Raw genomic sequence first — 23,420 nt, forward strand, 5'->3', positions numbered from 1 at the left:
CCGGGCCGGAAGTCATCCGGCCCTACAGCATCCGCGACATCAGCACGGCGTCCTCGCGCACCAACTCCCCCGTCGGCGCCGGGTAATACCCCCGGCGGTGGCCGTCAACGGCGAAGCCGTGCCGCCGGTAGAGCGCGATTGCCGCTGCATTGCCGGCACGCACTTCCAACAGCGCCCGCTCCATCTGGGCGGCACGCCCCGTCGCCAGCATGGTCTCGATCAGCACGCCCGCCAGACCGCTACGGCGCCGCGCCGGTGCCACGCCCACCATCTCCAGCTCGATGTCGAAGGGTCCCTGCGCCCAGAGAATAAAGGCGATCAGCTCGCCGTGCTCACAAATGCCCCAAAGGCCGCGACCGGGGTCCTCGGCCGCGGCGGCGAACTGTGCCGCCGACCCGCCATCATGGCCGCGCAGGGCATGATCCAGACGCGCCGCCGCAGCCGGATCCGTCACCGGCTCGACATGCGGCGCAGTGGCGTCAGGGTTCATCGTCGTGGCGCTCGTCGGCACCGCCGTTGGCGCTACCGCCCTCGGGCAGCGACTCGTCGTCCTGCCACCAGCGCGGCCAGCTCTCCATCTGCCGCCACAGCTCACGGCGGCTGTCGGCGTCGCTCAGCGCCTCCAGCGCCGGACCCTGCCACAGCGGCAGGTCGAGCAGACGGCTATGCCCATCGGCGATATCCAGTACCTGCTCCAGCGCCGGCAAGCGGCCAAACAGCAGCACCTGCTCAGGCACCCAGCCGCGCTCGCGGCGTCCGGCCATGAAGGCGCGAAAGCCCTGGCGGGCCTCGTCCAGAGGATCGCTCACCGGTACGCCCTCCATCATCGGCCAGTCGAACTGCTGAAACGACAGCGGCCGCGAGCTGCGCGCTTCGACAGCGGCCAGAATCGCCTCGAGCAACCGCAGTTCGGTGTCGCTCGGTGCTCGCTCGCGGGGCAGCAGCAGTAGCCAGCGCCCCTCCAGCGCCGCTACCTGCAGGGTAAAACGCAGCGCCTGGCGGTCGCCGTCAGGCGCCTCGTGCGTCGCTGCGAGGCTATCGGCAGCATCGCGTTCGCGTGTTTCGCCACCGCTTGCGGCCGGCGCCGAAGGGGATGACGACGCAGCATCCGGGCCATCGAGCAGCGCACGCGCCGAGCGTGGCGTAGCGGAAGTAGAGGCATCGGACGAGACATCGCCCGGCGCAGTGCGGGCCTCGGTGGCAGACGTTTCGGCCGATGGCTCCTCGGCGGCATCGTCGATCAGGGCATGCAGGCGCTGGCTGTGGTCGGCAGGCGTGTCGTCAGCGTCAGCGGGCGCTTCGACCTCCGGCAGAGGCCGATCGAGAGCGTTGGGCAGCGGCCGGCGCGCTACCCACAGGCCAATGCCCATGGCCTCGAGATACTGCCGACGGTGTCGTTCACTGACCATCAGGCTTTTCCGGGCAGGGCCGGCGTCGGCGTTTCAGCGGCCGCCGCCGCGGCAGTCGGGGGAATCGGGGCGCGCCCCGCCGCGTGCCTGCCACTCTTCGGGGGTGTAGAGATGCAGCGCCAGAGCGTGCACCGGCCCCGCCAGTTCGTCGGCCAGCGCCGCGTAAATCTGCTGGTGGCGCTTGACCGGCATCATGCGCTCGAAGCGGCTCGACACCAGCGTCACCTTGAAATGGGTCTGGGCATTGGGCGGCACGTTATGGCGATGGCTTTCGTTTTCGATCTGCAGCCACTGCGGCTCGAAGGCGGCCAGCTTGTGTTCGATCAGCGCAGCGATATCGACGCTGTCGGGAGAGTCAACCGAAACGGTCATCGTCATACCTCCGGCGGGGATGCAGTTTGAGTATCGTCGACAACGCCCTTGCGGTTCAGCGGCGCCACTTCAGGCCTGCGAGTAACGCCCTCGCCGCAGCGCAAAGCGCGAGGTTGAGGTGACCAGCGCCACCATGGCGGAGAACATGCCCAACCACAGCGCCAGACTGACGGACAGGGCGTTTTCCGTATCGGCTGTCATTATCCCAGAAAGCACCAGTGCAACCAAGGCGGCCCCGACCGACTGACCGAAGGTACGCACACTGGCCAGCACCCCGGAGGCGCTGCCGCTGCGCTCAAGCGGCAGCGAGCCCATCATCTCGCGGTTGTTGGGCGCCTGATAAAGCCCGAAACCGAGTCCGCAGACGGCGCTGCGCCAGATGATATCGAGCGTTGCCGGCGATTCGCCCAGCAGGGCCAAAAGCGCCATGCCGACAATAAAAAGCGCCAGACCGATGGCGCAGATCAGCGGGGCGGCGTAGCGATCCGCCAGCCGTCCGCCCAGCGGCGCGCCGATCATCACCCCCAGCGGCCAGGGAGTGAACAGAAAGGCCGACTCCAGTGGCGTATAGCCCTGCACGCTCTGAAACAGAAAGGGCAGGCTGACAAAGGCCATGGCCTGGGCCAGAAAGGAGAAAAAGGAGGTGATTACCGCCAGCGTAAAGCGCTGTTCGCGAAAGATCACCAGCGGCAGCAGTGGCGCCTCCAGCCGCCGCTGGCGCGCCACGAAGGCGCTCATCGCCACCACGCTGACCACCGCCAGCAGGGCTACGCTGCGCAGACCGGTTTCGGCGGCGCCGGCGAAGCTGTCAAGCATGACCACGAAGGCGCCCAGCCCCAGCGCCGACAGCAGCGCGCCGAGCACATCGAAGCGGTGCGGATGGCTGTCTTCCCAGGGCAGGGCGCGCACCGCCAGCCAGATCGCCGCCACGCCGAACGGCAGGTTGACCCAGAAAAGCCACGGCCAGTCAGCCAGCGCCAGTATGACACCACCCAGCGCCGGCCCGGCCGCCACCGCCATGGAGACGGTCAGGGCGGTCAGCCCCATCGCCCGCCCCAGCAGCCGGGTGGGAAAAATCACCCGGTAGAGCGACGGACCGATGCTCATCATCGCCGCCGCACCCAGCCCCTGCAGGGCGCGAAAGGCCACCAGCCAGGCCAGGTTGGGCGCCAGCGCGCAGGCCAGTGAGGTGAGCACGAAGATCACCATGCCGCCGATATAGAGCCGGTAGCGGCCGATACGGTAGCCCAGCGCCGCGAAGGTCAGCATCGAGGCCGCACCCACCAGCTGGTAGACGTTGATCACCCATACCGAGGCGGCCGAGGAGACACCCAGCTCACGGGCGATGGTGGGCAGGGCGATATTGACCATATTGATGTTGAGCACCGCCATCACGGAGCCCGACATCAGTACCATCATGGCAAGAATACGCTGACGCGGCGCGAGGCCGTCGTCGCCTTCACGCCACGAAAGAAGTGCTTTCAATAGTGTTCACCGACAGACGCCGCCCGGGCAGGCGCGGCGCTGTTTCACTGCGAATTGTCGCTATCCGACACCAGCCCGTCTTCCAGCTCGCTCTGTACCAGCTCGGCCTCGTCGTCGAGGTCGACCGCCAGGTAGCTATGCTCGATGCGTAGAAAGCGGCGGAAGGTGGTCTCATTGATATCCGGCCACAGGCGCGGGCTCTCCTCCCAGGCGGCGAGTTCGTTTTCGAGGATATCGGCGAAGCGCTCGCCCAGGCAGGCGTTGAGCGCCGCCTCGGTATCCATCTCGGGGATCAGATAGACGGTGCTTTCGTGCTCGACGTCCTCGAGGGTCAGATCGTCCTCTCCCTCGGTCGCTTCCAGCGAGTTGATCCAGTCCACGAAGGCCTGGGTGGGACGCACGCTGAGCGCCGAGCGGTTGACCAGTTTCATCACGCTTCTCCCGATGCGGGACGGTAAGGGGGTTACCCGATTGACAGCGCTCCAGTATGGCGCGGACAGCGCCGGCGCGCCATGATCAGGGTCAGAAACCTGCGAGCGCTATTGGGCGCCGCCCCCCTCCGGACGCATGGCCGGAAACAGCAGCACGTCGCGGATCGAGGCGGCATCGGTCAGCAGCATCACCAGCCGGTCGATGCCGATCCCCTCGCCGGCGGTGGGTGGCATGCCGTACTCCAGCGCGCGAATATAGTCGGCGTCGAAGTACATCGCCTCCTGGTCACCGGCCTCCTTCTCCGCCGCCTGAGCGGCGAAGCGCTCCGCCTGGTCCTCGGCGTCGTTGAGCTCGGAGAAGCCGTTGGCGATCTCGCGGCCGCCGACAAAAAACTCGAAGCGCTCGGTCACGAAGGGGTCGCTGTCCTTGCGCCGCGCCAGCGGGCTCACCTCGGCGGGATATTCGATAATGAAGGTGGGCGCCGCCAGGCGATGTTCGGCGACATGTTCGAAGAGCTCGGTCCACAGCCGGCCCAGCCCCCAGTCGGCGTTGACCGCAATACCCAGCCGCTCGGCCAGCGCCGCGGCGCGCTCGCGGTCGTCCAGATCGGCGGTCTCGATGCCCTCGCCGTAGTGCAGTATCGCCTCGCGCATGGTGAGGCGCGCAAAGGGGCGGGCGAGGTCGATCTCGCCGCTGTGCAGCGCCAGCCGGGTAGTGCCCAGCGCCTGCTGCGCCACGTCACGCAACAGCGCCTCGGTCAGCGCGATCAGGTCGCGGTAGTCCGCAAACGCCCAGTAGAACTCCAGCATGGTGAACTCGGGGTTGTGGCGCGTCGACAGCCCCTCGTTGCGGAAATTGCGGTTGATCTCGAACACCCGCTCGAAGCCGCCCACCACCAGCCGCTTGAGATAGAGCTCGGGGGCAACGCGCAGGTACATGTCGATATCCAGCGCGTTGTGGTGGGTGATGAAGGGCCGTGCCGTGGCGCCGCCGGGAATCGGCTGCAGCATCGGCGTCTCCACCTCCATGAAGTGGCGCTCGGTGAAGAACCGGCGAATGGCGCTGATTACCGCGGCGCGGATGCGAAAGGTATCGCGCACCTCGGGGTTCATGATCAGGTCGACATAGCGCTGGCGGTAGCGCGCCTCCTGGTCGGTCAGGCCGTGAAACTTGTCCGGCAGCGGGCGCAGGCTCTTGGTCAGCAGCCGCGCCTCGCCCATCATCACGTAGAGATCGCCCTTGCCGGACTTGTGCACCGGGCCGCGGCCGAACACGATATCGCCGATATCCCAGCTCTGAATATCGGCCAGCAGCTCGGCGGGCAGGCCCTTTTTATCCACGTAGAGCTGAATCTGCCCCGAGACGTCCTGAATGACGATAAAGGGGCCGCGCTTGCGCATGATGCGCCCGGCCACCGCCGCCTGACGATCGAGCTGCTCCAGCTCGCTCTTCTCCCTGTCGCCCAGCTCGGCCTGCAGCTCGGCGGCCAGGCTGTCGCGGCGCAGGTCGTTGGGAAAGGCGCTGGCACCGCCCGCCTTCGCCTGTTCGCGGCGCTCGGCCAGCTTGGCGCGGCGCTCGGCGATCAGGTGGTTGTCGTCGCTGGGTCGGGAGTCGTGCTGGTTCGCCATGGCGGTGTCGATTCTCGTCAATGTGTCGATGCGCCGCTGCGCGGCGGGAAGAGTTAGCGCGTGCCGTCGGCCCGATCAGAGCCCCTGTTTGAGACTGGCCTCGATAAACGGATCCAGCTCGCCGTCCAGCACCTTCTCGCAGTTGCTGGTCTGCACGCCGGTGCGCAGGTCCTTGATGCGCTGGTCGTCGAGCACGTAGGAGCGGATCTGGCTGCCCCAGCCGATGTCCGACTTGGAATCCTCGGCCTGCTGCTTCTCGGCGTTGCGCCGCTGCATCTCCACTTCCCACAGCTTGGCGCGCAGCTGCTTCATGGCGAAGTCGCGGTTGGCGTGCTGGCTGCGCTGGGTCTGACAGGAGACCACAATGCCGCTCGGCTCGTGGGTGATACGCACCGCCGAGTCGGTCGTGTTGACGTGCTGACCGCCGGCGCCGGAGGAGCGGTAGGTGTCGACCCGCAGATCGGCGGGGTTGATCTCGACCTCGAAGCTGTCGTCGATCTCCGGCGACAGAAACACCGAAGCAAACGAGGTATGACGCCGGCCGCCGGAGTCGAACGGGCTCTTGCGCACCAGCCGGTGCACGCCGGTTTCGGTGCGCAGCCAGCCAAAGGCGTACTCGCCCTGCACATGGATCGTCGCCGACTTGATGCCGGCCACCTCGCCGGCGCTCACCTCGGTCAGCTCGGTTTTGAAGCCGTGGTGCTCGCACCAGCGCAGATACATGCGCAGCAGCATGTTGGCCCAGTCCTGCGCCTCGGTGCCGCCGGAACCGGCCTGGATATCCAGATAAGCGTTGTTGGGATCCATCTCGCCGGCGAACATGCGGCGAAATTCGAGCTTTTGCAGCTGCGCATCGAAACGATCGAGGTCGCGGCGAATCTCCGCCATGGTCTCCTCGTCGTCCTCCATGTGCGCCAGCTCAAAAAGCTCCTGCTGGTCGTTCAGACCGCTGCTCAGGCCGTCCAGGGTGGTAATGATATCGTCGAGCTGCGCGCGCTCGCGGCCGAGCTTCTGGGCGTGCTCCGGGTCATTCCAGACATCGGGATTTTCCAGCTCGCGGGTTACCTCTTCCAGCCGATCCTTCTTCTCGGCGTAGTCAAAGATACCCCCTCAGGACGTCTGTCCGCTCGGACAGGTCCCTGACGATCTGATGAATGGGTGCGTGTTCCTGCATATGCTCACTCGTGTCGGGGCCGCCTGTGCCGGCGGCCCGTGAAAAAAACCGGCCTTTCACGAAGGTGAATTTTTCATGAAAGCGCAAAGGGGCGCTATTGTAGCCAATAGCGGGCGCGGGCGTCACGCCACCGGGATGCCACGCCGCACAGCACCAAAACACTCAGGGGAATTTTCGGAGACAACATGATGACAAGGACTACCTCTCTGCTTGCCGCACTGGGCCTGAGCCTGGCCACACCCTTCGCCACCGCTGCCACGCTCGATGTCGGCATCAGCGGCGACCCCGCCTCCCTCGATCCGTCGCGCATCACCGGCGGCGTCTGGGAGGAGGACGTGCTGCGCGATATCTTCGAGGGGCTGATCGCAGTCGATGCCGAAGGCCGGACAATTCCCGGCGCGGCGCGCGACTGGGAGGTCAGTGATGACGGCCGCAGCTGGACCTTCCATCTGCGCGACGACCTGCACTGGTCCGACGGGGAGCCGCTGACCGCCGAGGACTTCGTTTTCGCCTTTCGCCACCAGCTCGACCCCAATACCGCCTCCAACTACGCCCATCGCCTCTACCCGGTGGTCAACGCCGAGCAGATCAACGCCGGCGACATGGCGCTGGAGGAACTCGGCGTCGAGAGCCGCGATAACGGCCAAACGCTGGTGATCCACCTCAACGAGCCGGCGGCCTACTTCCTCAAGACACTGATTCTGCCGTTTGGCTACCCGCTGCCCGAGCACGCCCTCGAGACCCACGGCGAGGCCTGGAGCCGACCGCAGAACATCGTCGTCAACGGCGCCTTCAAACCGGTCAGCCGGGTCGCCAATACCCGTATCGAAACGGTTAAAAACCCCGAGTTCCATGACGCCGCCAACGTCAGCCTCGACGGCGTCAACTTCTACCCTATCGAGGACAAGAACGCCGGCATTTCGCGCTTTCGTGCCGGCGAGCTGGACGTGCTGCGCGACTACCCGGCCGAGCGCTATCAGTGGCTTTCCGACAACCTGCCGCAGGCGACCCGCATCACCCCGTCGCTGGGCAGCTACTACTACGTCTTCAACCTCGACGAAGGCTCACCGGTCGCCGACCCCCGAGTGCGCGAGGCGCTGTCGCTGGCGATCCGCCGCGAAGTGATCGCCAACCAACTGCTGAACGGCGCGGTCACCCCGGCGCAGTCGCTGGTGCCGGGCGGCGTCAGCGACTATACCCCCGCAGTGCAGCCGGGCCTCGACGCCAGCCAGGACGAGCGCATGGCGCGCGCCCGCGAGCTGATGCAGGCCGCCGGCTACAGCCCCGACAACCCGCTCGACCTGACTTTGCGCTATAACGCAAGCGAGGAGCATCAGCGCATCGCCGTGGCCGTAGCCGCCATGTGGGAGCCGCTGGGCGTGGAGACCGAGATGCGCGCCAGCGAAGCCAACGTGCACTACGCCGAGCTGATGGAGGGCGATTTCGAAGTGGCCCGCGCCGCCTGGATCTCCAGCTATGACGATGCCCAGAACTTCCTGCAGCTGCTTTCGAGCGACGGCAACAACAACTACGGCGACTACGACAACGCCGACTACAACCAGCTGCTGGCGGCCTCCGACCGCGAACAGGACCCCGCCACACGCCGCGACATGATGCAGCGCGCCGAGGCGATGGCGCTGGCCGACTATCCGCTGGCACCTATCTATATCTACAGCGCGCGCAACCTGGTCGATCCGGCGCTCTCCGGCTGGGAAGATAACGCCCTGGATATGCATCCGTCGCGCTGGGTCCAAATGGCGCAGTAAGCGCCGCTGCGGGCGACATCCAGGAGGAGTGACGATATGTCGCACGCCCAGCGGCACGGCGAAAGTTTCAAGGGCCTGCGGTCGATATGGCAATAGCGGGCTGCAACTCCGCAGACCCGGCTATTCGAGGAATCAAGTCTCGATGTCTCATCGGTGCACCCAACCTCGGTGGCACCCTGACCCGATAGCGAGGCTCGCTATGGAAAACATCGATGCACTGATCCTGGACGCCGGCCTCAGCCGTGGCGCCTTTATGGTCGTCTTTATTGCGGTAGTACTGAGTCAGCCTGACGAGAGCTATCTGTGGCACTGGCTGGCGGCACTGGTGAGCTCAACGCTGGGCTCGCTGCTGCTGGCCTTGTATCCCGCTCCCGCCCCACCGCCGCTGTCGATCGCCATGCTGATCAATACATGCTACACCGCCAGCCTGGCCTTCTCGCTGAGCGGCCTGCGGGTTTTTTACCGCCGCCGCGTAGCGCCGACGGCCCTGCTGCTGGTGCTAGGCTCGCCGCCACTGCTTCTGGGCGCAACGGTGTTGCCGGGCATTCCCACTCATGTTGCCATCGGCTTCACCTGCCTTATCTGCGCCCTGCTGACGGCGCTATCGGTGCTGGAGATCGCGCGACCGCCCCGCGAGCGGCTCTACTCCCCCTGGGTCGTCGCGCTGGCGTTCGCCGCCTACTGTGCCGTCCTGTCGGTGACCGGCACCCTGGTACTGCTGAACTTCATTTCTGCCGAGATGCAGAACAGCAGCTATTCCGCGATGTTGACGGATCGCATCGCCAGCATTCTGGTCTACTTCAGCTTTATCGCCATGGCCTGCGAGCGCGCCAATCTCTCCCTGCGCCAGCAGGCGGAAACCGACCCGCTCACCGGGCTGGCCAACCGCAGAGGAGCGCAGCATGTGCTGCGCCGGCTCGACCGGGATCGTGCCGCGGGCGCGGTAGCCAGCGTACTGATCGGCGACATCGACCACTTCAAGGCGGTCAACGATACGCTGGGGCATGACGCGGGGGATCAGGTGATCCAGGCCTTCGCCGCTCGCATCCGCTCGGTGCTGCGCCAGCAGGATATCGCTGTGCGATGGGGGGGTGAAGAATTCCTCGTTCTGCTTCCCCGCACCGATCTCGCCGAGGCCCTGCAGGTAGCACAGCGTCTGCGCGAGCAGATCGCCGCCTCGCCCTTCCCGGCAGGCGGTCAAACCGTCGCGATCACCACCTCCGTCGGTGTGGCCGAAGCCCGCAACGACGCGCGCAGCCTCCAGAGCGTGATCAGCAGCGCAGACGACGCCCTCTACCGGGCCAAGCGCGAGGGGCGTAACCGGGTCTGTCACGCTCCGTCACGCCATGTGTTGCCAGACAAGTGACACCATGCCCTGATGATGTGCGAAACGCCCTCTCCCGGCACGCTCGATTCGCCGGGAGAGGACAGTAAAGCGGGCATGGGGCAGCATTCAACTAAATTCAAACTTAAATGCGCAAGAAAATGCGCCATATGCTGGACAGCCTCGAAATGGATCGGTAATTTTTCCTGTCATTCGCCAAAAGCGAAGCGGTCCGGTTCAACACACTCTGCTGCGCTGGCCGCAATCCTAAAACAATGTCAACAAGACAGGCAGGAACCCGCTATGCCCGCAATGAAGCTGCGCTCCGGCGCACTGGCGCTTGCCCTATCACTGGCTGCGGCCACCGCCTCCCACTCCGCCAGCGCGGAGACCCTTGATATCGGCGTCATGGGCGAGCTCGCCTCCTTCGATACCTCCCAGGTCGCCGGCGGCGTGTGGGAGTCCCAGGTGCTGAGGGACGTTTACGAGGGGCTGATGAAGCTCTCTCCGGAAGGCGAGCTGCTGCCGGGCATGGCAACCGACTACAGCGTGTCGGAAGACGGCAGAACCTACACCTTCCAGCTGCGCGAAGGGGCGCAGTGGTCCGACGGCGAACCGGTCACCGCCGAGGATTTCGTGGTCGGCTGGCGTCACCTGCTCGACCCCGCCAACGCCTCCAAGTACGCCTATATGCTCTATCCGATCGTCAACGCCGAGGCGGTCAATACCGGCGAGATGCCGCTGGAGGCGCTGGGCGTCGAATCGCTGGATAACGGCCGCACCCTGCGCGTCGAGCTGGAAAGCTCAACGCCCTATTTCCCGCAGCTGCTGGCCCACTACACCGCCTATCCGCAGCCGGCGCACCTGCTCGAAAAGTACGGCCGCGACTGGGTCAATCTCGACCATATCGCCACCAACGGCGCCTTTCATCCGGTCAACTGGGTGTCGCAGTCCTACATTGAGGTGGAGAAAAGCCCTACCTATTACGACGCCGATGACGTCACCCTCGACGGCGTGACCTACCACACCACCGAGGATCGCAACGCCGCTATCTCCCGCTTTCGCGCCGGCGAACTGGATATCGTGCGCGAATACCCCTCGGAGCGCTATCAGTGGCTCAAGGAGAACCTGCCCGACGCCACCCATATGGCGCCATACCTGGGCAGCTACTACTACGTTCTCAACCAGCGCGACGGCCACCCCACCACCGACGTCCGGGTGCGCGAGGCACTCAACCTCGCCGTTCGCCGCGACGTCATCGCCCAGCAGCTGATGCAGGGCACCTTCGAAGCCGCCCGCTCCTTCGTACCGCCCGGCGTTGCCCACTACCAGCAGCAGCAGATGCCGCTGCCCGGCGGCGATATGGATGCTCGCATGGCACGCGCCCGCGAGCTACTGCAGCAGGCCGGCTACGGCCCCAACAATCCCCTCGACCTGCGCCTGCGCTACAACTCCAGCGAGGAGCACAAGCGCATCGCGGTGGCGATCGCCGCCATGTGGCGGCCGCTGGGCGTCAACGTGGAGATGATCAACTCGGAAGCCACGGTGCACTACCAGAGCATCGCCGAAGGTGATTTCGACGTTGCCCGCGCCGGCTGGATCGCCGACTACAACGACGCCGAGAACTTCCTCGCCCTGCTCGAAACTGGCGTGGGCAACAACTATGGCGCCTACTCCAATCCCGAGTTCGACGCCCTGATGAAAAAGGCGGCGCAGACCCAGGACGCCGATGCCCGCGAGGCCGTGCTGGAGCAGGCCGAACAGCTCGCGCTGGATGACTACGCGCTGATTCCGCTGCTGTTCTACGTCAGCCGCAACCTGGTCAACCCGGCGCTCAGCGGCTGGGAAGATAATGTCCAGGACAACCATCCCTCGCGCTGGGTCAGCTTCGACGACTGAGTCTGCCACTGTCCGCGGCCGGTGGCGGCCGCGGGCTCTCTCCTGCTGACTTTCGGGAGTCCTCTCCATGACGACTTTCAAGCTTCGCGGCCCGGTCGCGGCACTGCTGCTGTGTCTGCCGTTCGCGGCCAGTGCCGCTACGCTGGATATCGGCATTCAGGGCGAGCCCTCCTCACTGGACGCCGCCGGGGTCAACGGTGCGGTACTCGACAACGACGTACTGGGTGATCTCTACGAGGGGCTGGTCACGCTCGGCCCCGAAGGCGACTATCGTCCCGGTGTGGCGCGCGACTGGTCAGTCAGTGACGACGGTCTCGTCTGGACCTTCGAGCTGCGTGATAACGCCCGCTGGTCCGACGGCGAAGCGGTCACCGCCGAGGATTTCGTGCTCGCCTTCCAGCGCGTGCTCGACCCCGCCACGGCGTCGGTCTATGCCAACCTGCTCTACCCCATCAGGGGCGGCGCCGCCATCAACGCCGGCGAGGCAGCGCCGGAAAGCCTGGGCGTGCGCGCCGACGGCGAACACCGGCTGGTGATCGAACTCGCCCATCCCACCCCCTGGCTGCCGACGCTGATGGCGCACATCGTCGCCTCGCCGGTGCCGGCACATCTGCTGCGCGAATACGGCAGCGACTGGACCGATCTCGACCATATCGCCACCAACGGCGCCTTCACGCCGCACAGCTGGACCTCTCACGACCATCTCGCGGCGGTGAAGAACCCCTGGTTCCACGCCGCCGACGGCGTCGCCCTCGACGGCGTCAACTACTATCCGGTTGAAGATCTCAACAGCGGGCTGGCGCGCTTTCAAAGCGGCGAACTGGAGATCATGCGCGACTTCGATGCCAACCGGCTGGCATGGCTGCGCGACCATCTCGGCGATGCCGTGCATCTGCACAACCAGCTCGCCACCTACTACTACGCCCTCAATTCGCGCCCCGGCCACCCCACCGACGACCCGCGGGTGCGCGAGGCACTCAATCTGGCCCTCGACCGCGACATTATTGCCAATAAAGTGCTGAGCGGCGCCGTCACTGCCACCGACGCGCTGGTACCGGCCGGTACCAGCGGTTATACGAGTCAGACCATGCCGGGCCTCGACGCCGACCGCCAGGCGCGGCTCGCGCGTGCCCGTACCCTGCTCGCCGCTGCCGGCTACGGCGCCGACAACCCACTGCGGCTGGCACTGCGCTACAACGCTCGCGACGACCATCGCCGCATCGCGGTAGCCATCGCCGCCATGTGGCGGCCGCTGGGCATCGAGGTGGCGATGGTCAATGCCGAGGCCAGCGTGCACTACGCCGCCCTCGCCGAAGGCGATTTCGATGTCGCCCGCGCCAGCTGGGTGGCGGATTTCGACGACGCCAGCAACTTTCTCGGCATCCTCACTTCCGACAGCGCCAAGAACTACGGCGACTATGACAGCGCCGAGTTCGATGCGCTAATGGCCGAGTCCGCCAGCGAGCGCGACCCCGAGGCACGCCAGGCACTGCTGGAACAGGCCGAGCGCGTGGCGCTGGGCGACTACGCGCTGGCACCGATCTTCTCCGATGCGGCGCGCAACCTGGTCAGCCCGACGGTCGAGGGCTGGGCCGACAACGCCATCAATCGCCATCTGTCGCGCTGGATCAGTCTCGACGCAGCGCCGTAACCCCGTTTGCAACGAACCGACAGCGAGTAACAGGGACCGGATTCGACATGATTAACAGCAAAAAACTCACTATCGCGGCGGGGGTCATGGCCCTGGCCGTACAGAGCCTTGACCTTTCGGCCGCCACCCTGCGCATCGACAACGGCGCCGAGCCCGGCACCCTCGACCCGCACCAGTCCAGCGGCACCTGGGAGTCGCGCATCATCCGCGAGATGTTCGAGACCCTGGTCAGCCACGGCCCGCAGGGCGAGCTGGTGCCGGGCCTGGCCGAACGCTGGGAGATCAGCGACGACGGTACCACCCTCACCTTCCATCTGCGCGAAGAGGCACAGTGGTCCGACGGCGAACCGATCACCGCCGAGGATGCGGTGTTCAGCCTGCGCCGCCTGCTGCAACCGGCCATGGCGGCCTATAACGCCAATCTCTACTACCCGATCGAAGGGGCCCGGGCGATCAACAGCGGTGAGGCGCAGGCCGAGACCCTCGGCGTCGAGGCGCTCGATGACCACACTCTGCGCATTCATCTCGTACGCCCTACCGCCTGGTTCATGCAGGCGCTGGCCATGAACGAGGCGGCGCCGCTGCCCGAGCACTACCTCAGCGAACATCCCGATAACTGGATCGCCCCCGGCCGGACGCCGGTCAGCGGCCCCTTTTCGCTGAGCGAGTGGGTGCCCCAGGACCACATCACGCTGAGCCGCAACCCGGCCTACTTCGCCGCCGACAGCGTCGCACTCGACGAAGCGGTGTTCTACCCCATCGAGGACGCCAACTCGGCGCTCAACCGCTACCGCGCCGGTTCACTGGACATCAGCTATAGCAGCGTGCCGTCACAGCGCTTTGACTGGGTGCAGGAGAATCTGCCCGAGGCGCTGCGGGTCAGCCCCTTCGTGGCGGAATACTTCTATATGTTCAATCTGCGCGAGGAGAGCCCCTTCAGCGACGTTCGCGTGCGCGAAGCGCTCAACCTGGCGACCCGCCGCGAGGTGATCACCGAACAGCTGCTGGGCATGGGGCAGATCCCCTCCTCGTGGCTGGTGCCGCGCGTCACCGAAGGCGGTACCCGCGGCCAGATGGCGTTTGCCGACATGTCGATGGACGCGCGCATGGCACGCGCTCGCGAACTGATGCAGGCAGCCGGCTACGGCCCTGGCAACCCGCTGCAGGTCGAGCTGCGCTACAACACCCTCGAGGATCACAAGCGTATCGCGGTGGCACTGGCGGCGATGTGGAAGCCACTGGGCGTCGACATCACGCTCAACAACAGCGAAGCGGCAACCCACTACGCCGCGGTCAACGAAGGCAACTTCGAACTGGCCCGCTACGGCATGGTGGCCACCATCAACGACCCCTACGACTTCCTTGGCAGCTACGCCACCGACGGTTCGGCGGCGCGCAGCACCGGCTATCACAATGCCGCCTACGATGAACTGGTGACACAGAGTAGCCGCATCCTCGACGACGAGGAGCGCGCCCGGGTACTCACCCAGGCGCAGCAGACGCTGCTTGACGACTATGCGCTGCTGCCACTCTACGACTACGTCAATACGGCGCTGGTATCGCCGCGGGTCTCCGGCTGGCATCCCACGCCGATGAACGTTCATCCGCTGCGCTACGTCAGTATCGAGGAGTAACCCCATGCCCGAATCGACCAAACGCCTTTCGCGTCGGGAACGCCCGTCATGCTGAACTATATCGCCAAACGCCTCGCCATGGCGGTGCCGACCCTGCTGATCGTCATCACGGTGTCGTTTTTTCTGATGCGGGTAGCCCCCGGTGGCCCCTTCGACGGCGAACGCCAGCTGCCGCCGGAGATCGAGGCCAACCTGATGGCCGCCTATCACCTCGATGAACCCCTGTGGATGCAGTACCTGCGCTACATGGGCAACCTGGTGCAGGGCGATTTCGGGCCGTCGTTCAAGTACAAGGACTTCTCGGTCACCGAACTGATCATGCAGGGCTTCCCGGTCAGCCTCGAACTGGGCGCGCTGGCGATCGCGCTGGCGCTGCTGCTGGGCATTCCCATGGGCGTGATGGCGGCGCTCAGACGCAACTCGGCGCTCGACTACAGCCTGATGGGGGTGGCGCTGGGCGGTATCGCGGTGCCCAACTTCGTCATTGCGCCGCTGATGGCGCTCTTTTTCGGCGTCATCCTCGGCTGGCTGCCGGTGGGCGGCTGGAACGGCGGCGCGCTGCCCAATCTGGTGCTGCCGGTGATCGCTCTGGCGATCCAGCAGATCGCCTATATCGCCCGCATGATGCGCGCCTCGATGATCGAGGTGCTGGGCAGCCACTTCATTCGCACCGCCCGCGCCAAGGGCCTCAGCGAGCGTGAAGTCATCCTGCGTCACGCCCTGCGCCCGGCGATGCTGCCGGTGCTCTCCTATCTGGGGCCGGCGATTGCCGGCATCATCACCGGCTCGGTGGTGATCGAGCAGATCTTCGGCCTGCCCGGCATCGGCCGCTACTTCGTGCAGGGCGCGCTCAACCGCGATTACACCCTGGTGATGGGCACGGTGGTGTTCTATGGCGTGCTGATCGTGTTGATGAACCTGATCGTCGACCTGCTCTACTCGCTGTTCGACCCCCAGATTCGCTATGACGACGACTGATCGGAGTACGCCATGACCTCTTCTCATAACGCTACCTGCGAAGACCGGCGTCCCGACCACGTCGGCGGCGAGGGGCCCAATCCGCCACAGGCACCGGTCAAGGGCGAGAGCCTGGGACGCGAAGCCTGGCGCCGGCTGCGCCACAACCACGCGGCGATGGCCAGTCTGATCGTGCTGGCGCTGATGACACTGATCTGCGTGGTGGGGCCCTGGCTGTTGCCCTGGGGGCTGGCCGAGGTCGACTGGAACGCCTTCGGCGTGGCACCGACACTGGAGGGCTTTCACCTGCTGGGCACCGATGCCAACGGCCGCGACCTGCTCACCCGCACCCTCTACGGCGGGCGTATCTCGCTGTCGGTGGCGCTGGTTGCCACCCTCGTCAGCCTGGTGATCGGCGTGCTCTACGGGGCGATTGCCGGCTACATGGGCGGGCGCGTCGACAACCTGATGATGCGTTTTGTCGACATCATGTACTCGCTGCCCTTCATGTTCCTGGTGATCCTTTTGATGGTGGTACTGGGGCGCAATATCCTGCTGATCTACGCCGCCATCGGCGCGGTGGAGTGGCTCGACATGGCGCGTATCGTGCGCGGCCAGACGCTGTCGCTCAAGCGCCGCGAGTTTATCGAGGCCTCCCACGCGCTGGGCGTCAAGGACAGGACCATTGTGGTGCGCCACCTGATCCCCAACTCGATCGGCCCGGTGATCATCTACGTCACCCTGACGGTGCCCAAGGTGATTCTGCTGGAGAGTTTCCTCTCCTTCCTCGGCCTGGGGGTGCAGGAGCCGCTGACCAGCTGGGGCGTACTGATCAGCGAAGGCACCTCCAACATGCAGGGGGCGCCCTGGATGCTGATCGTACCGGCGTCTTTCCTCGCGGTGACGCTGTTCTGTCTCAATTTCCTCGGCGATGGGCTGCGTGATGCCCTCGACCCCCGTACTCGCTAGGAGGCTTTCATGTCGAATACGCTACTGGAAGTCGACAATCTGCAGGTGGACTTCGAACTGCCCACCGGCACCGTCTCGGCGGTCAAGGGGGTGAGCTTCACCATTGCCGAGAACGAGACGCTGGCGCTGGTGGGCGAGTCGGGCTCCGGCAAGTCGGTGACCTCCACCGCCCTGATGCGGCTGCTGCCGGAGATGGCAAAAGTCTCCGGGGCCATCCGCTTTGACGGCGAAAACCTGGTCGAGGTGTCCCATTCGCGCATCCGCAAGCTACGCGGCAACGATATCTCGATGATCTTTCAGGAACCGATGACCTCGCTCAATCCGCTGCATCGCATCGGCCGCCAGATCACCGAGGTGTTGAAAAAACACCGCCATATGGACAGCGGCGCAGCGCGCTCGCGGGCGCTGGAGCTGCTCGCTCAGGTGGGGATTCCCGAGCCCGAAAAGCGTATTGCCAGCTACCCCCACGAGCTCTCCGGCGGCCAGCGCCAGCGCGTCATGATCGCCATGGCGCTGGCCTGCGAGCCGCGCCTGCTGATCGCCGACGAGCCCACCACGGCGCTGGACGTCACCGTTCAGGCGCAGATTCTCGACCTGCTGGCCGATCTGCAAAAACGCTACGGCATGGCGATTTTGTTCATCACCCACGACCTGGGGCTGGTGCGCCAGTTCGCCGAACGGGTCTGCGTGATGCGCCAGGGGGAGCTGGTCGAGAGCGGCACCACCGCCGAGGTATTCGCCAACCCCCGCCACGACTACACCCGCATGCTGCTCGACGCCGAGCCCAGTGGCCGCAAGGCAGCGGTCGCCGACAGCGCCCCGCTGCTGCTGCAGGCCGGTGACGTGCACGTGCGTTTCACCACCAAAAGGCGCCTGTTCGGCAAGGATGAAAAGTTCGAGGCGGTGCGCGGCATCAGCCTCGATGTGCGCCGTGGTCAGACCGTTGGTATCGTCGGCGAATCGGGCTCCGGCAAATCGACGCTGGGGCGGGCCCTGCTGCGCCTGCTCAAGAGCGAAGGGCAGCTGCGCTTCGAGGACACCGACATCAGTGGCTTCGATAAATCGCAGATGCGACCGCTGCGCTCGCGCATGCAGGTGGTCTTTCAGGACCCCTTCGGCTCGCTGTCGCCGCGTCTGACCGTTGGCGAGATCATCAGCGAAGGGCTGCGCGTGCACTTCCCGGAACTGAACCGCCGCGAGCGTGAACAGCGCGTGATCGAGTCGCTGCAGGAGGTGGCGCTCGACCCCCTGATGCGCAAGCGCTACCCGCACGAGTTCTCCGGCGGCCAGCGCCAGCGTATCGCTATCGCCCGTGCGCTGGTGCTCAAGCCCGACTTCCTGCTGCTCGACGAGCCCACCTCGGCGCTCGACCGCTCGGTGCAGATGACCGTGATCAAACTGCTGCGCGATCTACAGCAGAAGTACGACCTCACCTATCTGTTCATCAGTCACGACCTTGCCGTGGTACGTGCGCTGGCCGATACCGTGCTGGTGATGAAGGAGGGGCAGATCGTCGAGCAGGGCAGCGCCGAGGAGATTTTCGCCCATCCTCGCAAGACATACACGAAGACGCTGCTGGAGGCGGCGTTTCTCAACGACGACAGAGCCGCATAGCAACAAGCGAGGCCCAAAAGAGGCCTCCATAGCAACCTCGCGTGGCGTGCAAGCACCCGTGTACGCCACGGGGAAAGAGCATCGGCCGCCGTCATCAGCGTCATAAAGCGCTTTCCTGTCGGCCGGTCGTTGAAGGGGTACCACCCCGTTTTAACCACAAAGGGAGCAAGCGTTTCATGAAAACAAAAGCAACTCTGGCATTTGGCCTGACCCTTCTGGGCGGTCTTGGTGGCTGTACGCAACTGCCTTTCGGCGATGGCGAGGGCAGTTTCGAGCGCGGCAAGCTGGAAAACTCACTGCCGCCACAGGTCGTTGCCGATTTCAATCGCATCGACAGCGATGGCAACGGCTATATCGATCCTACCGAAGCCTCCGCCTCGGCCGATCTTATCGGAAACTTCGGCTTGATCGATACTAATTCGGACCGGCAGATTTCTCTGCAGGAATATGCCAACAGCATGGAAGCCCGTTAAGCACAGCAAATAAGTGTAACCGGATACCCGTTGCACCTACTTGCATTAATGAACTCCTTTTTCGCTGCTTATTTGGCAGCGTTACAGGCCGGTTTTTCCCGCATAACGGCTTTTAAAAGCAAATTGCCGACAAATTACAACATCTGGCTGGAAACGAAATGTCCACAATCAAAAGAATCTCTATTGTCTCGGGGCTGCTTGGCGCCACCGCTCTCAGCCCGGCAGCTACTGCCGTAACGCTCTACGAAACCACCGACGCAAGGCTCGAACTGAGCGGTCGTATCGCCGCCTACAGCACCTTCGAAAACGGCGCCGATAACGATACCGATCCCAAAAACGCCGGTTCGCGTGTCAGGCTCATTCATGAGTACAACCTGGAGGATGGCTGGTCGACCATTGCACGCGCCGAGTGGGGTTTCGATCCCTTCTATGAGAACGGCACCGATGCGCACTACAAACGCCTGCTCTATGCCGGTGTCAGCAATCCCGACTACGGCACCTTCCTGATCGGCAAGCAGTATTCGATGTGGTATGACATGGTCGCCTGGTGGACCGACTATTTCTGGATCAATGGCGCCACCGCCCAGGGCAGCTTCAACGGTGGCGGTACCTCGGATGGCGCGCTTCAGGGGCTGGGTCGACCGGATAATGCCATTTCATGGCGCAAGGACTGGGGTAAGTGGGACACCGGTCTGCTTTACCAGACTTCCGGCGACGATATTTCCGCTCCCGGCGACTTCGGCGGCATCAGCCGGCTTGAGCGGCAATATACTTTCCAGGGCGCTGCTATCTACCACTTTACTGAAGATTTTCAGGTTGGCGGTACCTGGAGTACCAGCAAGCTGGAGACAACCCGTGACGCCGGCGGCAATGGCAAGGATATCGACGTCAATTCCGGATTGATGGCAGTCAACTGGACGCCGGGTAACTGGTACTTCGCACTTACCGGCGGCAGCTACCATAATCTGGTGTTCGACGGCGACTTCCAGGGTGTCGAAGGCAACAACGGCCTCATCGACGAGGCACGCGGCTACGAGGGCGTGGCACTCTACAACCTCCTCGACCAGACGCCGGGCACGGTGCAGCTCTACACCGGTTTCAACCGCCTGCAAGACCAGGATTCGGACGCCCGTAACGGCTTCTACCTGGCGGGTATCGCGTGGCTTTTGCTGGACGATGATCTGATCCTGTCGGCGGAATACAGCCTGGATGACTCCCAAAACGCCAGCGGTGACGATGTCGGTAACAACGACACCAAGCTGATGGTGCGCTACAACTTCTGACCCGGCGCTATTTCCTTCGCTGGCTTTTTGCCCCGCCTCCAGGCGGGGCTTTTTTATGCCACTCAGCGATACCGTAAAGTATTGACCCCGGGGCTACCCCTGGGTTTTATGCTGCCTGACATGACGACAGCGACAGGAACGGCAATGAAGATCGGTGAACTGGCCAACGCAGCAGCGGTTACCCATGAAACCGTGCGCCACTATGTCCACCAGGGGCTGATTCACGCCGGGCGCGACCCCAACAACGGCTATCAGCTCTTCGATGACGAGGCGCTGCGGCGGCTGCGCTTTATTCAACGCGCCCGCACGCTGGGCTTCAGCCTGCGCGAGATCGGCGAGATTCTCGACCATACCGACCACGGCGACTCGCCCTGCCCCATGGTGCGCGACCTGCTGCGCGCCCGCCTGCCGCAGGTGCGCGCGCAGATCCGCGAGCTCGAACAGCTGGCCGACCGCATGGAGCAGGCGCTTGGCGTCTGGGCCGATATGCCCGACGGCGCCCCGGACGGCCATACCCTCTGCCGGCTGATCGAGCACTGGAACGACGACCATGGGCGTGACCATGGAGGTAAACGCCATGAGCATGACTGAACAGCACTATCGCCTCGAAGGGCTGCACTGCGGCGGCTGCGTCAAGCGCACCCGAGCCGCGCTGGAGGCGCTCGACCCCGAGGCGGCCATCGCGCTGGATACCGAGCAGCTGACGATCACTACCGACGCCGCTGAAGATGACGTCATCGCGGCGGTCGAAGGCGCCGGTTACAGCGCTCACCCGCAGGAGGCAGGCACGCCGCACGTCGCGCCCGATCCGCAGTCCGAAGTGGAAGCGCCCCCGCGCGATAACGCCTCGCACTCGTCGTCCGCTCGCGTCGCGTCGTCACCTTCGGATGCCCCGGCGGCCAGCGGCGAGGCCGTCGAACTGCAGCTTTCGGGCATTACCTGTGCCGGCTGCGTGCGCACCATTCAGCAGGCGCTGGCGAGCGTCGCGGGAGTGCGTGAGGCCGACGTCAACTTCGCCACCCGCAGTGCCAGGATCGAGGGTGATGTGGCAAGCGACACCCTGGTTCGGGCAGTGGAGAACGCCGGCTACGGCGCCGAGGTAATCGAAAGCGTCGAGCAGGGCGAGCGGCGCCGCGAACAGCTGGAACAGCAGGCGTACCGGCGCAAGGTGCGCGACAGCGCAGTGGCGCTGATCCCCGGCGTGGTGCTGATGGCACTGATGTTTTTCCACCACCCGCAGTTGGCCGGCGGCGAACGCTGGGTCTGGGTCGTGCTGGGGCTTGGCGTGCTGGGCGTGATGGCCGTCGCCGGGCGCGGCTTTTATGACGCCGCCTGGAAGGCGGTACGCCACCGCATGGCCAACATGGATCTGCTGGTGGCGATCGGTACCGCCACAGCCTGGGGCTACTCGATGGCGGTGGCGCTGTTTCCGACGCTGGTACCGGAAGCGGCGCGCTCGCTCTATCTGGAGGCGCCGCTGATGATCATCGGCCTTGTGAGCCTCGGTCAGGCGATCGAGACGCGTTCGCGCGGGCGCACTTCGAAAGCGCTGTCGCAGCTGCTGTCGCTGCGCGCCGACAGCGCCCGGGTCATCCGCGACGGACGCGAGTTCGATATCGCTATCGATGAGGTGGTCAGCGGTGACCGCCTGCGGCTGCGCCCCGGCGAGCGTGTACCGGTGGATGGCGAGGTCGTCGAGGGGCAGAGCCATATCGACGAGTCGATGCTTACCGGCGAACCGCAGCCGGTCGCGCGCGGCGTGGGCGACAGGGTCAGCGCCGGCACCCTCAACACCCGCGGCAGCCTGGTACTGGGTGCCATCCGGGTGGGTCGCGATACCGGCCTTGCGCGCATTATCGAGCAGGTGCGTCGCGCCCAGGGCTCGAAGCCGCCGATCAGCCATCTGGCCGATCGGGTCGCCAGCATCTTCGTGCCGGCGGTGATGATCGCCGCGGTCCTCACCGCACTGATCTGGTTCAATTTCGGCCCCGAGCCGCGCCTGACCCACATGCTGGTGACGGCCACCTCGGTGCTGATTATCGCCTGCCCCTGCGCGCTGGGACTGGCCACGCCAATCTCGACCATGATCGGCGTCGGCCGCGCCGCCCGCTGCGGGGTACTGATCCGTCACGGCGAGTCGCTGCAGCGCATCGGTGAGCTGACCGCACTGGTGGTCGACAAGACCGGCACCCTCACCGAGGGGCGTCCGCGCGTCACCGACAGCCTCACCCTCGATGACCGTAACGATCGCCTCGCCCTGCTCGCCGGACTGGAGAGCGGCTCCGAACATCCGCTCGCTGCGGCGCTGCTGGCCCACTGCCGCGAGGCGGGCGCCGAGCCGGCGAAGGTGCGCGACTTCGAAGCGCTGTCAGGACTGGGGGTGACCGCCAGTGGCCCGAACGGTGAACGCCTGGCGCTGGGAAATGCGGCGCTGATGCAGCGTGAGGGCGTCGATCTCGCCGCCACCGGGGAGCAGATCGAGGCGTGGCAGCGCGACGCCAAAAGCGTGCTCCACTTCGCCGTCGACGGTCAGCCGGTCGAACTGCTGGCGGTGCGCGATCCGCTGCGCGACGATGCCGCCACGGCTATCGCCCGGCTGCACGAACGCGGCGTGCGGGTGGTGATGCTGACCGGCGATGCCGAGGCACCGGCACGCGCCATCGCCCGGGAAGCGGGCATCGACGAGGTGCACGCCGGCCTGCTGCCCGGCGACAAGCACGATCACGTCGAACGGCTCAGGCGCGAGGGGCATATCGTCGGCATGGCCGGCGACGGCATCAACGACGCCCCGGCGCTGGCGGCAGCGGATGTCGGCTTTGCCATGGGCGCCGGCAGCGACGTGGCGATCGAGTCCGCCGGCGTGGCGCTGATGCGCGACTCGCTGCACGGCGTGGCGGATGCCATCGAGATCAGCCGCGCCACCATCGGCAATATCAAGCAAAACCTGTGGGGCGCCTTTGCCTACAACAGTCTGGGGATACCGGTCGCCGCCGGGGTGCTCTACCCGCTGACCGGCGCCCTGCTCTCGCCGATGGTGGCGGCGCTGGCCATGGCCGCCTCGTCGGTGACGGTGGTGACCAACGCCAGCCGTCTGCGCCACTTTACGCCCGGCGGCGCGCCGCAGCCGCACCGCGAGAGCTGATCGTCCGCTGGCCAACATCAGGAGGCAAGCGCATGAATATACTGATCAATCTGGCCGGCCTGGCCATGATAGCCGCCATTGCCTGGTGGTTTCGGCTAATACCCGGCAGTGTCAAAAAGCCTCACAGCCGCAATTGACAGCCGTCAGAGCAGGCGCTTAAATGCATAAGCTAAAATTAAGCGTGTAAAGCATCTGTCGAGCGCTTTTG

19 protein-coding genes are annotated in these 23,420 nt (G+C 65.3%); 12 read left to right on the forward strand and 7 right to left on the reverse strand.

The annotated features are described in order from the left end of the window. Positions 1 to 22: 22 nt before the first annotated feature. From H146_RS0104630 to prfB, 7 genes are all read right to left on the reverse strand, one after another. Positions 23 to 490: a GNAT family N-acetyltransferase gene (locus H146_RS0104630; RefSeq protein WP_019950694.1), complete on the reverse strand. Its 468-nt coding sequence runs from the start codon at positions 488 to 490 to the stop codon at positions 23 to 25. Continuing rightward, on the reverse strand, positions 480 to 1,409 hold the full coding sequence (locus H146_RS0104635; protein WP_019950695.1) for a hypothetical protein: 930 nt from the start codon (positions 1,407 to 1,409) through the stop codon (positions 480 to 482). Before H146_RS0104635 ends, H146_RS0104630 begins: the two co-directional genes overlap by 11 nt. Before the next feature lie 33 nt (positions 1,410 to 1,442). Further along, positions 1,443 to 1,781 carry a BolA family protein gene (locus H146_RS0104640; protein ID WP_019950696.1) on the reverse strand — a complete coding sequence of 113 codons (339 nt, stop codon included), beginning with the start codon at positions 1,779 to 1,781 and terminating at the stop codon, positions 1,443 to 1,445. 69 nt (positions 1,782 to 1,850) lie between these two features. Beyond that, positions 1,851 to 3,266, reverse strand: coding sequence for an MFS transporter (locus tag H146_RS0104645; protein WP_019950697.1), 1,416 nt, complete (start codon positions 3,264 to 3,266; stop codon positions 1,851 to 1,853). A 44-nt stretch (positions 3,267 to 3,310) separates the two neighbouring features. After that, entirely contained in the window at positions 3,311 to 3,697 is a 387-nt protein-coding gene (locus H146_RS0104650) for a hypothetical protein (RefSeq protein ID WP_019950698.1), read from the reverse strand. A gap of 108 nt (positions 3,698 to 3,805) precedes the next feature. Next, complete coding sequence (gene lysS / locus H146_RS0104655) at positions 3,806 to 5,326, reverse strand: lysine--tRNA ligase (protein ID WP_019950699.1); 1,521 nt, start codon at positions 5,324 to 5,326, stop codon at positions 3,806 to 3,808. Between the two features lie 75 nt (positions 5,327 to 5,401). Further along, positions 5,402 to 6,500 (reverse strand): peptide chain release factor 2 gene (gene prfB / locus H146_RS0104660; RefSeq protein WP_156826692.1). Its coding sequence is split into 2 segments (ribosomal slippage): positions 5,402 to 6,424 and positions 6,426 to 6,500, totalling 1,098 coding nucleotides; the frame shifts between segments, so codons are not numbered across the junction. Between the two features lie 185 nt (positions 6,501 to 6,685). Between prfB and H146_RS0104670 the strand changes: the two genes are divergently transcribed. From H146_RS0104670 to H146_RS0104725, 12 genes are all read left to right on the forward strand, one after another. Then, on the forward strand, positions 6,686 to 8,266 hold the full coding sequence (locus H146_RS0104670; RefSeq protein WP_019950702.1) for a peptide ABC transporter substrate-binding protein: 1,581 nt from the start codon (positions 6,686 to 6,688) through the stop codon (positions 8,264 to 8,266). A 199-nt stretch (positions 8,267 to 8,465) separates the two neighbouring features. Next, the gene (locus H146_RS18430; protein ID WP_019950703.1) at positions 8,466 to 9,632 is read left to right on the forward strand and encodes a GGDEF domain-containing protein; all 1,167 of its coding nucleotides are present in this window, start codon (positions 8,466 to 8,468) and stop codon (positions 9,630 to 9,632) included. Between the two features lie 261 nt (positions 9,633 to 9,893). Next, positions 9,894 to 11,489, forward strand: a complete 1,596-nt coding sequence (locus H146_RS0104680; protein WP_019950704.1) for a peptide ABC transporter substrate-binding protein — start codon at positions 9,894 to 9,896, stop codon at positions 11,487 to 11,489. 67 nt (positions 11,490 to 11,556) lie between these two features. Beyond that, a complete protein-coding gene (locus H146_RS0104685; protein ID WP_019950705.1) occupies positions 11,557 to 13,140 on the forward strand; it encodes a peptide ABC transporter substrate-binding protein in 1,584 nt (527 codons plus the stop codon). 47 nt (positions 13,141 to 13,187) lie between these two features. Further along, positions 13,188 to 14,774 carry a peptide ABC transporter substrate-binding protein gene (locus tag H146_RS0104690; RefSeq protein ID WP_019950706.1) on the forward strand — a complete coding sequence of 529 codons (1,587 nt, stop codon included), beginning with the start codon at positions 13,188 to 13,190 and terminating at the stop codon, positions 14,772 to 14,774. Between the two features lie 48 nt (positions 14,775 to 14,822). Next, positions 14,823 to 15,752: an oligopeptide ABC transporter permease OppB gene (oppB, locus tag H146_RS0104695; protein ID WP_019950707.1), complete on the forward strand. Its 930-nt coding sequence runs from the start codon at positions 14,823 to 14,825 to the stop codon at positions 15,750 to 15,752. 12 nt (positions 15,753 to 15,764) lie between these two features. Beyond that, complete coding sequence (locus tag H146_RS0104700; protein ID WP_019950708.1) at positions 15,765 to 16,700, forward strand: ABC transporter permease subunit; 936 nt, start codon at positions 15,765 to 15,767, stop codon at positions 16,698 to 16,700. Positions 16,701 to 16,709: 9 nt separating this feature from the next. Next, positions 16,710 to 18,314, forward strand: coding sequence for an ABC transporter ATP-binding protein (locus tag H146_RS0104705; RefSeq protein ID WP_019950709.1), 1,605 nt, complete (start codon positions 16,710 to 16,712; stop codon positions 18,312 to 18,314). A 176-nt stretch (positions 18,315 to 18,490) separates the two neighbouring features. Beyond that, positions 18,491 to 18,787: an EF-hand domain-containing protein gene (locus tag H146_RS18435; RefSeq protein ID WP_019950710.1), complete on the forward strand. Its 297-nt coding sequence runs from the start codon at positions 18,491 to 18,493 to the stop codon at positions 18,785 to 18,787. 158 nt (positions 18,788 to 18,945) lie between these two features. Next, complete coding sequence (locus H146_RS0104715; protein WP_019950711.1) at positions 18,946 to 20,070, forward strand: porin; 1,125 nt, start codon at positions 18,946 to 18,948, stop codon at positions 20,068 to 20,070. A gap of 144 nt (positions 20,071 to 20,214) precedes the next feature. After that, entirely contained in the window at positions 20,215 to 20,661 is a 447-nt protein-coding gene (locus tag H146_RS0104720) for a MerR family transcriptional regulator (RefSeq protein WP_019950712.1), read from the forward strand. Beyond that, positions 20,648 to 23,212: a heavy metal translocating P-type ATPase gene (locus H146_RS0104725; protein WP_019950713.1), complete on the forward strand. Its 2,565-nt coding sequence runs from the start codon at positions 20,648 to 20,650 to the stop codon at positions 23,210 to 23,212. Before H146_RS0104720 ends, H146_RS0104725 begins: the two co-directional genes overlap by 14 nt. Positions 23,213 to 23,420 lie beyond the last annotated feature (208 nt).

Origin of the sequence: Kushneria aurantia DSM 21353, from assembly GCF_000382245.1 — a bacterium.
GTDB classification, from domain to species: Bacteria; Pseudomonadota; Gammaproteobacteria; order Pseudomonadales; family Halomonadaceae; genus Kushneria; species Kushneria aurantia.

Bases quoted from the DNA above. Each gene is read 5' to 3' on its own strand.
- H146_RS0104630 (WP_019950694.1), bottom strand. From the start codon at position 490: ATGAACCCTGACGCCACTGCGCCGCATGTCGAGCCGGTGACGGATCCG.
- H146_RS0104635 (WP_019950695.1), bottom strand. From the start codon at position 1,409: ATGGTCAGTGAACGACACCGTCGGCAGTATCTCGAGGCCATGGGCATT.
- H146_RS0104640 (WP_019950696.1), bottom strand. From the start codon at position 1,781: ATGACCGTTTCGGTTGACTCTCCCGACAGCGTCGATATCGCTGCGCTG.
- H146_RS0104650 (WP_019950698.1), bottom strand. From the start codon at position 3,697: ATGAAACTGGTCAACCGCTCGGCGCTCAGCGTGCGTCCCACCCAGGCC.
- lysS (WP_019950699.1), bottom strand. From the start codon at position 5,326: ATGGCGAACCAGCACGACTCCCGACCCAGCGACGACAACCACCTGATC.
- H146_RS0104670 (WP_019950702.1), top strand. From the start codon at position 6,686: ATGATGACAAGGACTACCTCTCTGCTTGCCGCACTGGGCCTGAGCCTG.
- H146_RS18430 (WP_019950703.1), top strand. From the start codon at position 8,466: ATGGAAAACATCGATGCACTGATCCTGGACGCCGGCCTCAGCCGTGGC.
- H146_RS0104680 (WP_019950704.1), top strand. From the start codon at position 9,894: ATGCCCGCAATGAAGCTGCGCTCCGGCGCACTGGCGCTTGCCCTATCA.
- H146_RS0104685 (WP_019950705.1), top strand. From the start codon at position 11,557: ATGACGACTTTCAAGCTTCGCGGCCCGGTCGCGGCACTGCTGCTGTGT.
- H146_RS0104690 (WP_019950706.1), top strand. From the start codon at position 13,188: ATGATTAACAGCAAAAAACTCACTATCGCGGCGGGGGTCATGGCCCTG.
- oppB (WP_019950707.1), top strand. From the start codon at position 14,823: ATGCTGAACTATATCGCCAAACGCCTCGCCATGGCGGTGCCGACCCTG.
- H146_RS0104700 (WP_019950708.1), top strand. From the start codon at position 15,765: ATGACCTCTTCTCATAACGCTACCTGCGAAGACCGGCGTCCCGACCAC.
- H146_RS0104705 (WP_019950709.1), top strand. From the start codon at position 16,710: ATGTCGAATACGCTACTGGAAGTCGACAATCTGCAGGTGGACTTCGAA.
- H146_RS18435 (WP_019950710.1), top strand. From the start codon at position 18,491: ATGAAAACAAAAGCAACTCTGGCATTTGGCCTGACCCTTCTGGGCGGT.
- H146_RS0104715 (WP_019950711.1), top strand. From the start codon at position 18,946: ATGTCCACAATCAAAAGAATCTCTATTGTCTCGGGGCTGCTTGGCGCC.
- H146_RS0104720 (WP_019950712.1), top strand. From the start codon at position 20,215: ATGAAGATCGGTGAACTGGCCAACGCAGCAGCGGTTACCCATGAAACC.
- H146_RS0104725 (WP_019950713.1), top strand. From the start codon at position 20,648: ATGAGCATGACTGAACAGCACTATCGCCTCGAAGGGCTGCACTGCGGC.